At 42.6% G+C, this 13232-nt stretch carries 10 protein-coding genes and 1 other annotated feature; all 10 genes read left to right on the top strand.

Going from position 1 to position 13232, the window contains the following annotated elements; genetic code table 11:
- The first annotated feature begins 355 nt into the window (after nt 1-355).
- Nucleotides 356-614 (top strand) — a binding site (T-box leader).
- Between the two features lie 115 nt (nt 615-729).
- The 10 genes from ilvB (at nt 730) to clpX (ending at nt 13180) form a co-directional block, all read left to right on the top strand.
- Nucleotides 730-2445 (top strand): acetolactate synthase large subunit, encoded by a 1716-nt coding sequence (gene ilvB, locus ACFX4I_RS15645; protein WP_230301728.1) that lies wholly within the window; start codon nt 730-732, stop codon nt 2443-2445.
- Nucleotides 2446-2448: 3 nt separating this feature from the next.
- On the top strand, nt 2449-2961 hold the full coding sequence (gene ilvN / locus ACFX4I_RS15640; protein ID WP_101222819.1) for an acetolactate synthase small subunit: 513 nt from the start codon (nt 2449-2451) through the stop codon (nt 2959-2961).
- Nucleotides 2962-3016: 55 nt separating this feature from the next.
- Nucleotides 3017-4045, top strand: coding sequence for a ketol-acid reductoisomerase (ilvC, locus tag ACFX4I_RS15635; RefSeq protein ID WP_076364900.1), 1029 nt, complete (start codon nt 3017-3019; stop codon nt 4043-4045).
- Complete coding sequence (locus ACFX4I_RS15630; protein WP_377421651.1) at nt 4032-5567, top strand: 2-isopropylmalate synthase; 1536 nt, start codon at nt 4032-4034, stop codon at nt 5565-5567. Before ilvC ends, ACFX4I_RS15630 begins: the two co-directional genes overlap by 14 nt.
- A 15-nt stretch (nt 5568-5582) precedes the next feature.
- A complete protein-coding gene (gene leuB, locus ACFX4I_RS15625) occupies nt 5583-6695 on the top strand; it encodes a 3-isopropylmalate dehydrogenase (RefSeq protein ID WP_230301726.1) in 1113 nt (370 codons plus the stop codon).
- A gap of 70 nt (nt 6696-6765) precedes the next feature.
- Nucleotides 6766-8175 (top strand): 3-isopropylmalate dehydratase large subunit, encoded by a 1410-nt coding sequence (gene leuC, locus ACFX4I_RS15620; RefSeq protein ID WP_230301725.1) that lies wholly within the window; start codon nt 6766-6768, stop codon nt 8173-8175.
- Between the two features lie 28 nt (nt 8176-8203).
- Nucleotides 8204-8803, top strand: coding sequence for a 3-isopropylmalate dehydratase small subunit (gene leuD, locus ACFX4I_RS15615; protein WP_230301724.1), 600 nt, complete (start codon nt 8204-8206; stop codon nt 8801-8803).
- 165 nt (nt 8804-8968) lie between these two features.
- Nucleotides 8969-10003 (top strand): tetratricopeptide repeat protein, encoded by a 1035-nt coding sequence (locus tag ACFX4I_RS15610; RefSeq protein ID WP_377421649.1) that lies wholly within the window; start codon nt 8969-8971, stop codon nt 10001-10003.
- A gap of 184 nt (nt 10004-10187) precedes the next feature.
- On the top strand, nt 10188-11480 hold the full coding sequence (gene tig, locus ACFX4I_RS15605) for a trigger factor (RefSeq protein WP_230303125.1): 1293 nt from the start codon (nt 10188-10190) through the stop codon (nt 11478-11480).
- Nucleotides 11481-11911: 431 nt separating this feature from the next.
- Nucleotides 11912-13180: an ATP-dependent protease ATP-binding subunit ClpX gene (gene clpX / locus ACFX4I_RS15600; protein WP_134782382.1), complete on the top strand. Its 1269-nt coding sequence runs from the start codon at nt 11912-11914 to the stop codon at nt 13178-13180.
- Nucleotides 13181-13232 lie beyond the last annotated feature (52 nt).

The following is a 13232-nucleotide window of genomic DNA, read 5'->3' as shown; positions in this document are numbered from 1 at the left end:
GGGATTGAGGCCGAATCTCGTATCAAGAGAGGCGTCAGCGAACAGTGGAAATGGATGATCGGCTATTTGAGAAAATCATAACTGTTGACTGGCATCATGTGGGCAGTCCGAGGATATTTCAGTGATCACTTTCATAATTTTAATGCGATATTAGATGTTTTTAAAAATTAAAAATTGAAAAAACTTTTTTTTATAGAATGTGGTCATGATAGGTATGTAAGCGTATACAACAAATCTTTCAATTTGGAATTATCAAAAAATTTCAAAAAACCTGTTGACTACTACCTTAAATACACGTAAGATAATCACAAATACAAGACATCAAACATAAGCGTTTCGAAAAATATGAATAATGCGAAAAGCATTGAAGAGGATAAGTAGTCTTTTAAAAAGGCAGTCACAGAGAGCCGGGTAGCTGAGAGCCGGTATTGTCCCGAAAGATGAACTCACCTTGGAGTTTCAGCTTGAACGTCAGACTAGTAGGGCTGAACGGGTGCGTACCAGTACCCGTTACCAAAACAGAGAATAGTGTAGGCTATTCAAAGTGCGCATGGAGTTTCATGCGAAAAAGGGTGGTACCGTGGAGTGGCTCATCAAGCCTTTTCACCCCTTTAACTTGCTGAGTGCAAGTACATTTGGGGTGAAAAGGCTTTTTTGTATGCATAAAAAGCTGAAAATTCTGAATGTTAAGAAAATATTTAATGGAAAAGTGAAGGAGGTTTTTACGAAATGACACAAAAGTCAGTTGTTGCTGATCGGAAAAGTGGAAAGACACATTATAGTGGTGCCGAATTTCTGCTGAATGCATTGAAAAAGGAAAATGTTGAAGTCATCTTTGGTTATCCGGGTGGTTCTGTATTGCCGATTTATGACAAGCTTTACAGTTCAGAACTTTTTCATATTTTGACAAGGCACGAACAAGGTGCGATTCATGCAGCGGAAGGATATGCCAGGATTACCGGCAAGCCGGGGGTGGTCATAGTCACATCCGGTCCAGGGGCAACGAACATTGTCACCGGTTTGGCTGATGCAATGATCGACTCTTTACCGCTTGTGGTAATTTCGGGTCAGGTTGCTACCAGTGTAATTGGTTCGGATGCTTTCCAGGAAGCTGATGTACTGGGGATTACTACCCCGATTACAAAACATAACTATCAGGTAAGGAAGCCGGAAGACCTTCCGCGCATTATAAAAGAAGCTTTTTATATCGCTTCAAGCGGCCGTCCCGGTCCAGTATTAATCGATATACCTAAGGATATGGCCATTATAGAAGGTGAATCGACGGATAAGGAGCCGGAAATGGATCTCCCTGGCTATCAGCCGACGACCAAGCCTAATTACTTACAGATCAGAAAGCTTGTTGAAGCCGTAAGCGGAGCGAAAAGACCGGTCATTCTTGCAGGGGCAGGAGTCCTGCATGCAAAGGCCTCCCATCTATTAAAGGAATATGTCGAGCAGCAAGGCATTCCCGTCGTCCACACTTTATTGGGTCTTGGGGGCTTTCCGGCGGAACATCCTCTCTTTACCGGAATGGGTGGTATGCATGGCTGCTATGCAGCAAACATGGCGTTAGCGAAATGTGATCTATTAATCAATATCGGTGCCAGGTTCGATGACCGATTGACTGGCAACCTAGCGAAATTCGCACAGCATGCAACGGTGGCCCATATCGATATTGATCCTGCGGAAATCGGTAAAAATGTGCCGACAAAAATTCCGGTCGTCGGAAGTGCCAAGGAAGCACTGGCGGAGTTGATTGCGCAAAATGGCAAGAAACCGGATATTGATGAATGGACAACACAGCTGACTGCATGGAATGAAGAGTTCCCATTGCGTTATACCCATGAAGAAGGCGTATTGAAACCTCAGCGGGTCATCCAGATGCTCCATGAAAAAACGAATGGGGAGGCCATTGTTACGACGGATGTTGGGCAGCATCAAATGTGGGCAGCGCAATACTACCCGTTTAACAAACCGAATTCATGGGTCACTTCCGGTGGATTGGGGACGATGGGCTTTGGCTTACCTTCGGCTCTCGGAGCGCAACTGGCGAATCCGAAAGCGACGGTGCTTTCCATATCGGGGGATGGTGGATTCCAGATGTGCCTGCAGGAACTTTCAGTCATTGCCGAAATGAATCTGCCAATCAAGATCATCATCGTCAACAATGGGGCACTAGGGATGGTACGACAGTGGCAGGAACTCTTTCATGATAAACGCTTCTCACATAGTATTTTTCAATCGCATCCGGATTTCGTGAAATTGGCCGATGCTTATGGAATTCCGGGATACAAAGTGACGACGGAGGAAGAAGCAAGCAACTGCCTGGATGTAGCGTTAAAGACTGATGGTCCAGTGTTGATTGATTTCCGGGTAAAACAAAACGAAAATGTCTTTCCGATGGTAGCACAAGGAAAAGGGCTTGATGAAATGGAAGGAGTTTAATCAATGAAGGGAATTCTTAGCCTCACCGTGAACAACAGGCCAGGCGTCCTGAATCGGATTACGAACCTGTTCACGAAAAGAAATTATAACATTGAAGGCATGACTGTCGGACCATCCGAACAGGATGGCATTTCAAGGATGACCTTCGTGGTCGATGTTGATGACGAAGCTGTCATTGAACAGATCACCAAGCAATTGAATAAGCAGATCGATGTTTTGAAAGTATATGATATTACGAATCAATCGATTGTGGCGAGGGAACTTGCACTCATTAAAATATTGGTGACCACACAAACCCGAGCTGAGATTTATTCAGTCATCGAACCCTTCCGAGCGTCAGTTATAGATGTCAGTAAAGATAGCCTGACAGTTCAAATCACTGGGGAATCGGATAAAATCGAAGCCTTCATTGAACTGATCAAGCCATATGGCATCAAGGAATTGGCAAGGACAGGGACAGCCGCCATCCCGCGTGGAATGCAAATTGCACACGCTAAGAGTGCGACAATCGTATAAAACCAAAACAAAAAACCAAAACAAAAACAATGATGAAAAGGGAGATGTAATTATTATGGCAAAAGTATATTATAACGCAGAGGCAAACGAGAATTTTTTCAACAATAAAAAGGTAGCGGTAATCGGATATGGCTCACAAGGACACGCACACGCACAAAACCTACGTGACAGCGGTGTAGATGTAATCATCGGAATCAGGAAAGGTAAATCATTCGATAAAGCGGTGGAAGACGGCTTTAATGTTTACACAGTGAAAGAAGCAGCAGAACAGGCAGACGTAATCATGAACCTATTACCGGATGAAACTCAGCCGAAAGTATACCAAGAAGAAATCAAACCGGTATTGCGTGCAGGTCAAGCGTTAATGTTCGCACACGGATTCAACGTCCATTTCAATCAAATCGTTCCTCCGGCAGACGTAGATGTATTATTAGTCGCTCCAAAAGGTCCGGGACATCTTGTTCGCCGTACATATGAACAAGGTGCAGGGGTGCCGGCATTATTCGCCATCTATCAAAATGTAACGGGTGAAGCAAGGGAATTGGCACTTGCGTACGCTCGGGGAATCGGTTCTTTAAGAGCTGGCGGTTTGGAAACCACTTTCCAGGAAGAAACGGAAACGGATCTATTTGGAGAGCAGGCAGTACTTTGCGGCGGATTGACTGCCCTTGTGAAAGCTGGATTCGAAACCTTGACAGAAGCTGGATACCAACCGGAAGTAGCATATTTCGAGTGTTTACATGAACTTAAATTAATCATCGACCTTATGTATGAAGGCGGTATGGAAAACATGCGCTATTCCATTTCTGACACAGCTCAATGGGGAGATTTCGTTTCTGGACCACGCGTTGTGACGGAAACTACGAAAGAGTCAATGAAAGCGATCTTGAAAGACATCCAAGACGGTGAGTTTGCTAAAGGATGGATCTTGGAGAACCAAGCGAATCGTCCAGTCTTCAATGCGATCAATAATCGTGAAAACCAACATCAAATCGAAGTGGTTGGCCGTGAATTAAGAAAAATGATGCCATTCGTGAAACCTCAACAAAAAGAGAAAGAAGTGGTAGCCGTTGCGAAAAATTAATATATTTGAAACTACACTTCGAGATGGGGAGCAATCAGCCGGTGTAAATTTGAATTTTACCGAAAAACTTGAAATTGCTTATCAGCTTGAAAGATTGGGTGTTGATATTATCGAAGCCGGTTTTCCGGCAGCATCCAAAGGGGATTTCAACTCCGTACAGGAAATCGCGCGCAAAATCAAAAACAGCTCTGTAACAGGGCTGGCGCGTGCTGTAAAAGGCGATATTGATGCAGCTTGGGATTCATTAAGGGGCGGCGCAGAACCAAGATTGCATACGTTCATCGCCACTTCGCCCATTCATCGTGAATATAAGTTGAAAATGTCGAAGCAGCAAGTGATTGAAAAGTCGGTTGAAATGGTTAAGTACGGAGCGGCGCGGTTTCCGGTCGTGCAATGGTCTGCAGAAGATGCAAGCCGTACAGAACTTGACTATTTGGCTGAAATCGTTGAAGCGGTCATTCAAGCTGGTGCCAAGGTCATTAACATCCCGGATACTGTAGGGTATGCAGCTCCAATCGAATACGGAAACATTTTCAGGTACCTTCGTGAACATGTTCCTTCTATTAATAAAGTTAGTTTATCCGCACACTGCCATGACGATCTTGGAATGGCGACAGCCAATTCATTGGCTGCCATCGAAGGCGGGGCTACGCAAGTCGAAGGCACAATCAACGGAATTGGAGAACGTGCCGGAAATGTGGCGCTCGAAGAAGTGGCTATGGCACTCTACATCCGTAAAGATTTCTATCAAGCGGGAACGGATCTTGTATTGAATGAAATTAAAAGGACCAGTGATTTAGTCAGCCGCCTTACGGGAATGCAAGTTCCTGCTAATAAAGCCATTATTGGTGCCAATGCATACGCACATGAATCTGGCATTCACCAGGATGGCATGTTAAAAGAAAAAACGACATACGAAATCATATCACCTGAGCTCGTCGGTGTTTCGTCCAATTCACTTGTTTTAGGAAAGCATTCAGGACGCCATGCTTTCAAAGAAAGATTACAAGAGTTGAACTTTACGGTAACAGATGAGGAATTGAACTCGTTATTCGTCCAATTCAAGGAATTGGCCGATAATAAAAAGACGATGACAGATGAAGATATCGTTGCGCTGGTGCTTGAAGAGAAATCGACGGATATCAGTTTTTATGACATGGTTTCCTTACAGATTTCCCACGGTACCCATCAGACGGCGACAGCTACGGTCACACTGAAAAAAGGCGATAATGAAGAGATTCAGGAAGCGGCTACAGGTGCCGGCAGTGTTGAAGCCCTATATAACACGCTTGAAAGATGTTTGGGCAGCGAGATCAGCTTGCTGGACTATCGAATTCAATCGGTGGGCGGCGGAATGGATGCCCTTGCCCAGGTTTTTGTGAAAATTGATTATAACGGAGTGGAAACAAGCGGCCGCGGTCTCGATCAGGACGTCTTGGAAGCATCCGCCAAAGCATATTTGAATGCTGTGAACCGTGTGATCATCATGAAGGAACTAGAAGAAAAAGCAGTATCACTATAGGAAGGGGAGATTTCGATGAAAAGGAATATTGCGGTGCTTCAAGGAGATGGCATCGGGAAAGAAGTAACAAGAGGCGCTGTAGAAATCCTCGAAGCCGTTGCCCAAAGATATGGACACGATTTTGAATTTCAATATGGTGAGATTGGCGGCGGGGCCATCGATAACACAGGTTCACCCCTGCCGGATGAAACAGTGGAGATTTGTAAAAACAGCGATGCGGTATTATTAGGGGCCGTTGGAGGACCTAAGTGGGATGACCAGCCTGCGCACCTAAGACCGGAACGAGGTTTGCTGAAAATCCGAAAAGATTTGAATCTTTATGCTAACATCCGTCCAATCAGCTATTATTCCAGCTTGTCGGAATCTTCTCCTCTTAAAAAGGAATTCATTGAAGATGTGGATTTCGTGATTGTCAGGGAACTAACTGGCGGCCTTTATTTCGGAAAGCCAAGTGAGCGCGTTGAAAAAGAGGGGAAAGAGGCGGTCGTCGATACACTTTTCTATCAGAAAAGCGAAATGAAGCGCATCATTGAACTTGCTTTTGAAATAGCATCGGATCGCAAGAAAAAAGTCACATCCGTGGATAAAGCGAATGTTCTTGAATCCAGCAGGATGTGGCGTGAGACGGCTGAAGAAATTGCCAAGGACTATCCGGATGTAATTCTTGAACATATGCTTGTTGATAATGCAGCCATGCAATTGATCAAAAACCCGAAACAATTTGATATTATCGTGACGGAGAATATGTTCGGTGATATTTTAAGCGATGAAGCGTCGGTATTGACTGGCTCGCTTGGAATGCTTCCTTCCGCCTCTATATCAACAAAAGGGCCAAATCTATATGAACCGATTCATGGCTCTGCCCCGGATATCGCGGGAAAAAATCTGGCCAATCCGATTGGGACGATTTTATCGGCGGCTTCCATGCTGCGTCTATCCTTTGGTTTGGAAGATGAAGCGCAAGCCGTTGAGCAGGCGGTGGAAACGGTCCTTGAATATGGTTTGAGAACAGGCGATATCGCAAATGGCCAACCGAATATTACGTCTACTTCAGAAATGATTGCAGAAATTAAAGCAAATCTTTTAGACCAGGAAGCCATTTCCAACATCATGGGAGCTTACGCATAAACTTCTTTCACGGCCTAACATTAGGCCGTGTTTTTTAAAAAAATACAAGATTGATCGAGGTGGGATAAAGATGGGAAAGTCGATTATAGAGAAAATATGGGATCGCCATATTGTAAATGAAGAGGAGAATAAACCGGATCTAATTTATATAGACCTTCAATATATTCATGAAGTGACCTCTCCGCAAGCATTTGAAGGATTGAGATTAAAAGGACGCACAGTCAGGAGACCCGACCGTACTTTTGCGACAATGGATCATAATGTGCCAACAGTTAATCGCTATTTCATCGAGGATGATATTGCAAGGAAACAATTAGAGGCGCTTGCGCAAAACTGTAAGGAGTTCGGTATCCGTCTTGCTGATTTAGACAGCCCGGATCAAGGTATCGTTCACGTTATCGGGCCCGAATTAGGGCTTACACAGCCAGGGATGACGATTGTCTGCGGAGACAGTCATACTTCCACACATGGTGCGTTTGGCTCGATTGCGTTTGGAATCGGTACGAGTGAGGTCGAGCATGTATTGGCCACACAAACCCTATGGCAAACAAAACCCAAAACATTAAGGCTTGAGGTTAATGGCAAGCTTGGTCATGGCGTGATGGCGAAAGATGTCATTTTATATGTGATTTCTAAATTCGGTGTCGATTTCGGTACGGGACATATCATTGAGTATTGTGGGGAAGTTTTCCGGGATATGTCAATGGAAGAGAGAATGACGGTTTGCAATATGTCGATCGAAGGCGGGGCAAGAGCGGGGCTGGTAGCTCCCGATGAAACAACTTTCTCTTATTTGAAAGGTCGTAAATATTTGCCGAAAGGAGAAGAGTTTGAGCGCTGTGTCCAGGATTGGAAGTCACTTTCCAGTGATGAGGATGCTGTATATGACCAAGAAATCATTCTTGATGGCAGTCTGATTTCACCAATGGTCAGCTGGGGGACAAATCCTGGAATGGCTAGTGGAGTGGACGGAAAAGTACCTACCTTCGCAGAAGATATCATGGATGCTAAGGAACTGAAACGGGCCATTGAGTATATGGGTCTTGAGGAAGGCATGCCAATCACGGAAATTCCCGTACAACATGTATTCATAGGGTCGTGTACCAATTCACGCATTGAGGACTTACGGCAAGCCGCAGAAATGATCGAAGGCCAAACTGTTCATAAAGGGGTTCGGGCGATGGTCGTTCCCGGTTCACAAAGCGTCAAAAGGCAAGCGGAAGATGAAGGGTTGGATGAAATTTTCAAATCTGCGGGCTTCGAATGGCGTGAATCGGGCTGCAGCATGTGCCTGAGCATGAATCCTGACGTTGTTCCGGCCGGTGAGCATTGTGCCTCCACAAGTAATCGGAACTTTGAAGGCAGGCAAGGAGCTGGAGCAAGAACACACCTGGTTAGTCCGGCCATGGCTGCCGCGGCCGCCATTCATGGGAAGTTTGTCGATATCAGGAATTTGAAAAGAACTGAACAAGTCCATTAAGAATACGAATTAACTGGAGGTGCAGAGAATGGAACCTATTACTATATATAAAGGAAGAGCGGCGGCACTTGACCGTAAAAACGTGGATACGGACCAAATCATTCCAAAGCAATTCTTAAAACGGATTGAGCGAAGCGGATTTGGCGAGTTTTTATTCTATAACTGGCGTTTTGATGAAAATGGAAAGGAACGTCCTGATTTTGAATTGAATCAGCCCCATAATCAAAACACGTCCATTTTAATAGCCGGTGAGAATTTTGGCTGCGGTTCTTCGCGTGAACATGCCCCTTGGTCATTGAAAGACTACGGATTCGATATCATCATCGCTCCTTCTTATGCTGATATCTTTAAAAGTAATTGCATGAAAAATGGCATGGTCCCGATCGCTTTAACCCAGACTGAAGTAAACTATTTAATGGAGAGGGTGTCGGCACCTGATTATGAGTTGACGATCGACCTTCCCAATCAGACATTGAAAGATGGTCAAGGGTTTGAAACAAACTTTGAAATTCATCCATATTGGAAGGAAATGCTCATCAAAGGCTGGGATGAAATTTCTATAACGCTTCAATATGATAAAGAGATTTCTGCCTATGAATTTCAAAAAAAGGCTGTATCGAATATTTAGTCGAAGAAGGTCATTTCCCGTTTTCCTTTCATAGTTGAAAGGATGCGGGATTTTTTTTATCGGGGAAAGACGAAAAGGCGTTCATAAGGCATATAATTTTTTGTGTTTCCTGCTATTACATGCTAAACTGTTTCTCAAAAAGCGAACGGTGAGGCGGAAAATAGGATGGATGATGAGAACTACGAAAAGAAGGCCGGAGAAACCAAAATTATCGCCTTTCCAAATCTCGGTGAAAGGCTGATTGTAAAAGGACTGGATGAGCTTGGAAACAGAAACTTTAAAGCGGCTGCACAGCTTTTCAGCCAAGCCAGGGAGTATGAGCCCGAAAATGATGAAGTTTGCATGGGACTAGTGGTCTCATTAGTCGAACTTGAGTATTACGAGGAGTCAAAAGAGTTGTGTATAGAGATGCTGAATAAAGGCATCGGCGACTATTTTCAACTGATTAATATTTATTTGATGGTACTGCTGCAATTAGGCGAGCATCAGGAAATGGTCACGACGATCGAACTGCTATTTGAAGAAAGCCAAATTCCTTTTGATAAAGAGGAGCATTTCGAAAAGATGCTTCAGTTCAGTAAAAGGGCCCTTGAGGATAAAAAAGAGGAGAAGGAAAGGCAAAATCAGCAGCTTTCAGAGGAATTGCAGGAGGATGAACTTTTTGAAGGGAAAACGGATAATGAACTGCTTATGGTCATTTCAAAACTCACGAATATCAATATTCGACCATTTATCCCTCAAATCGCAGAATTTCTACAAAAAGATGAGGGACACCCTTTCTTTAAAACGATGCTCCTTAACATCCTTTTCGACCAGGAATATAACGAGGAAGTGACGTTGAAAAAATTCAATCAATCAAAGACGGTCATACCAAGGGAATTGAAAAGTTTGAAGGATACGGACTTCTATAAGAAGGTAACCGGACTGACCGAAGAGGAAATCAGTCAGGATAATCCGAGCTTATTTGAAATGGTCCATAGTTTGATTGAACGTCATTCTTTTTTATTGTTTCCTTTTGAACCCGGACCAGAAAGCTTGCCTGCATGGGCAGCTGCCTACCATGCCTTGGCGGAAGAATACATGACCGGGGAAGTTTTCATGAGGGAATTAGCGGACCTTTACCAGGCTGATGAGGAAAGCGTTACGGATATTCTTTCCTATATAAAAGAAATTGAAGAAATTTCTTATCCCATTATTTAAGCTATTGCTGTTGTAACAGATTAATCCTGTGGTATAATGTAGTGGTTGTAATGTATAATCGTCTAATTTTGACGATTTCCCCAATATTTTTTGGGTATATTTGAAGGATGACTTGTTAACACTTGCAAAGCATATTCATCCAATGCTTATTATTGAAGTATATAGATTTTTTGGAGGGAAACACATGTCTGTAAAATGGGAAAAACAAGAAGGTAATCAAGGCGTACTAACAATCGAAGTTGACGCTGCAAAAGTAAACGAAGGTTTAGACGCAGCTTTCAAAAAAGTAGTGAAACAAGTAAATGTACCTGGCTTCCGTAAAGGTAAAATGCCACGTCAAATGTTCGAAAAAAAATTCGGCGTAGAATCACTTTACCAAGATGCGCTTGATATCATCCTTCCGGATGCTTATGCAAATGCTGTCGAAGAAGCTGGAATTCAGCCTGTAGATCGTCCAGAAATCGACATCGAGAAAATGGAAAAAGGCGAAAACCTGATCTTCACTGCAACTGTAACAGTTAAGCCTGAAGTTAAATTGGGAGATTACAAAGGTGTTGAAGTTGAAAAATTCAATACTGAAGTAACTGACGAAGATGTTGAAAACGAATTGAAAACTTTGCAAGAGCGTCAAGCTGAGCTTGTCGTTAAAGAAGAAGGACAAGCTGCTGAAGGCGATACAGTTGTTCTTGACTTTGAAGGATTCGTTGATGGTGAAGCATTCGAAGGCGGAGCTTCAGAAAACCATTCATTGGAAATCGGTTCAAACTCTTTCATTCCAGGATTTGAAGAGCAGCTTGTCGGTCTTGAAACTGGCGCTGAAAAAGATATCGAAGTTACATTCCCTGAAGAATACCATGCTGCTGAACTTGCAGGTAAACCAGCAGTATTCAAAGTGAAAATTCACGAAATCAAAACAAAACAACTTCCTGAGTTGGATGATGAATTCGCGAAAGATGTCGACGACGAAGTTGAAACTTTGGCTGAACTTAAAGAAAAAACAAAACATAAATTAGAGCATGACAAAAAACATGAAGAAGAAAACTTCATTCAAAACACTGTAATTGGTAAAGCAGTTGAAGGTGCAGAAATAGACGTTCCTGAAGCAATGATTTCAAACGAAGTTGACCGCATGATGAATGAGTTCTCTCAACGCATTCAATCTCAAGGTCTTAATTTGGAACTTTACTACCAATTCTCAGGTCAAGACGAAGAAGCTTTAAAAGCGCAAATGAAAGAAGAAGCTGAAGGACAAGTTCGTACGAGCCTAACTCTTGAAGCGATCGCTGAAGTTGAAAAACTTGAAGCTACTGACGAAGATGTAGAAGCTGAACTTGCACAAATGGCTACTATGTACAATATGGAAGTTGACGCGATCAAACAAGCTCTTGGAAACTTAGAAGGAATCAAAGGCGATCTTAAAATTAAGAAAGCAATTGACTTCTTGGTAGAAAACAGCAAAACAGTTGACGCAAAATAATTTTTATTAAATAAGTAGATTAAAATATTTTCTTTAAAAAAACAAGGCGCGAGTAATCGTGCCTTGTTTTATACATATTGAGAATTAGTGTAAATTTCAAATATCGGATATTTCCTGATTGATTTTTTTTGGATTTCGGTGTAGATTAGTTCTAATACCGCATATACATATTTATACAGCAAATCCTGCTTTTAAAAATCCAAAGTTTTGGGCATACTGGTAATGGGCAAATACATATTGATTGATTATTGTACTTATTTAACAACTCGGACCGTGAGCATTTTTGTTACTAAACTTCCAAGAACATGATAAAATGCAAAACATACTAGGGATTTTGGAATGTTTAAGTAGATGTGTGCCTAGTTTTTTTCATTACGATTGGGTACCGCTATGTAATAGAGTTGGAAGAGTATTTAAAGGGGTGAACGTACATGTTTAAATTTAATGATGAAAAAGGACAGTTAAAATGTTCTTTTTGCGGTAAAACACAAGAACAAGTCCGTAAACTGGTTGCTGGTCCAGGTGTCTATATTTGTGACGAGTGTATAGAACTTTGTACGGAAATCGTTGAAGAAGAGCTGGGCACTGATGAAGAAGTAGAATTCAGAGATGTTCCTAAACCTATGGAAATCCGTGAAATTCTTGACGAATATGTGATTGGACAAGAACAGGCAAAGAAATCTTTGGCTGTCGCTGTTTACAACCATTATAAACGTATCAATTCCAATAGCAAAGTCGACGATGTAGAGCTTTCTAAAAGTAACATTGCCCTAATCGGACCGACGGGAAGCGGGAAAACCCTTCTTGCTCAAACACTGGCGCGATTACTGAATGTTCCTTTTGCCATTGCTGATGCCACTTCTTTGACGGAAGCTGGATATGTTGGGGAAGATGTCGAAAACATCCTGCTAAAATTGATCCAAGCAGCTGATTATGATGTGGAAAAAGCGGAAAAAGGCATCATCTATATTGATGAAATCGATAAAGTTGCCCGTAAATCGGAAAATCCTTCCATTACACGTGACGTGTCTGGTGAAGGTGTGCAACAAGCTTTATTGAAAATACTTGAAGGAACGGTTGCAAGCGTTCCGCCTCAAGGTGGACGTAAACATCCACATCAGGAATTCATCCAAATCGATACGACCAATATTTTGTTCATCTGCGGCGGTGCCTTTGATGGCATCGAACCGATCATCAAACGCCGTCTTGGTCAAAAAGTCATTGGCTTTGGCTCTGACGTGAAAAAGGATGATATTGCAGAAAAAGAATTGCTTTCCAAAGTCCTTCCTGAAGACTTGCTTCGTTTCGGATTAATTCCGGAATTCATCGGACGTCTTCCGGTAATTGCGACTCTTGAGCAATTGGATGAAGCTGCTTTGATTGAAATCCTTACAAAGCCGAAAAATGCCCTTGTTAAACAATATCAAAAATTGCTTGAGCTTGACGATGTTGAATTGGAATTCGAACAGGAAGCGCTAAGTGAAATTGCTAAAAAGGCAATTGAACGTAAAACTGGTGCACGTGGTCTGCGTTCCATCATCGAAGGCATCATTCTTGAAGTGATGTTCGATTTGCCTTCACGTGATGATGTTGCAAAATGTGTAATCACAGGCAGCACGATTTCGAAAAATGAATCTCCAAAGCTCGTCCTAAAAGACGGTACAACCATCAAAGGACAAGAAAAGAAAACATCTGCTTGATTTATATGAAAAGCAAGACTGCCAGTTCATCCTGGCAGTCTTTTTCTTTGTC

This window comes from Peribacillus sp. YIM B13472 (assembly GCF_042788005.1).
Lineage (GTDB): Bacteria > Bacillota > Bacilli > Bacillales > DSM-1321 > Peribacillus > Peribacillus simplex_E.
The sequence above is the reverse complement of the archived record's forward strand: the minus strand, read 5'-3'. Positions and strand labels throughout refer to the sequence as shown.

Excerpts from the sequence above, each read along its gene's own strand:
- ilvB (WP_230301728.1), top strand. The coding sequence starts at position 730 with ATGACACAAAAGTCAGTTGTTGCTGATCGGAAAAGTGGAAAGACACAT.
- ilvN (WP_101222819.1), top strand. The coding sequence starts at position 2,449 with ATGAAGGGAATTCTTAGCCTCACCGTGAACAACAGGCCAGGCGTCCTG.
- ilvC (WP_076364900.1), top strand. The coding sequence starts at position 3,017 with ATGGCAAAAGTATATTATAACGCAGAGGCAAACGAGAATTTTTTCAAC.
- leuB (WP_230301726.1), top strand. The coding sequence starts at position 5,583 with ATGAAAAGGAATATTGCGGTGCTTCAAGGAGATGGCATCGGGAAAGAA.
- leuC (WP_230301725.1), top strand. The coding sequence starts at position 6,766 with ATGGGAAAGTCGATTATAGAGAAAATATGGGATCGCCATATTGTAAAT.
- leuD (WP_230301724.1), top strand. The coding sequence starts at position 8,204 with ATGGAACCTATTACTATATATAAAGGAAGAGCGGCGGCACTTGACCGT.
- ACFX4I_RS15610 (WP_377421649.1), top strand. The coding sequence starts at position 8,969 with ATGGATGATGAGAACTACGAAAAGAAGGCCGGAGAAACCAAAATTATC.
- tig (WP_230303125.1), top strand. The coding sequence starts at position 10,188 with ATGTCTGTAAAATGGGAAAAACAAGAAGGTAATCAAGGCGTACTAACA.
- clpX (WP_134782382.1), top strand. The coding sequence starts at position 11,912 with ATGTTTAAATTTAATGATGAAAAAGGACAGTTAAAATGTTCTTTTTGC.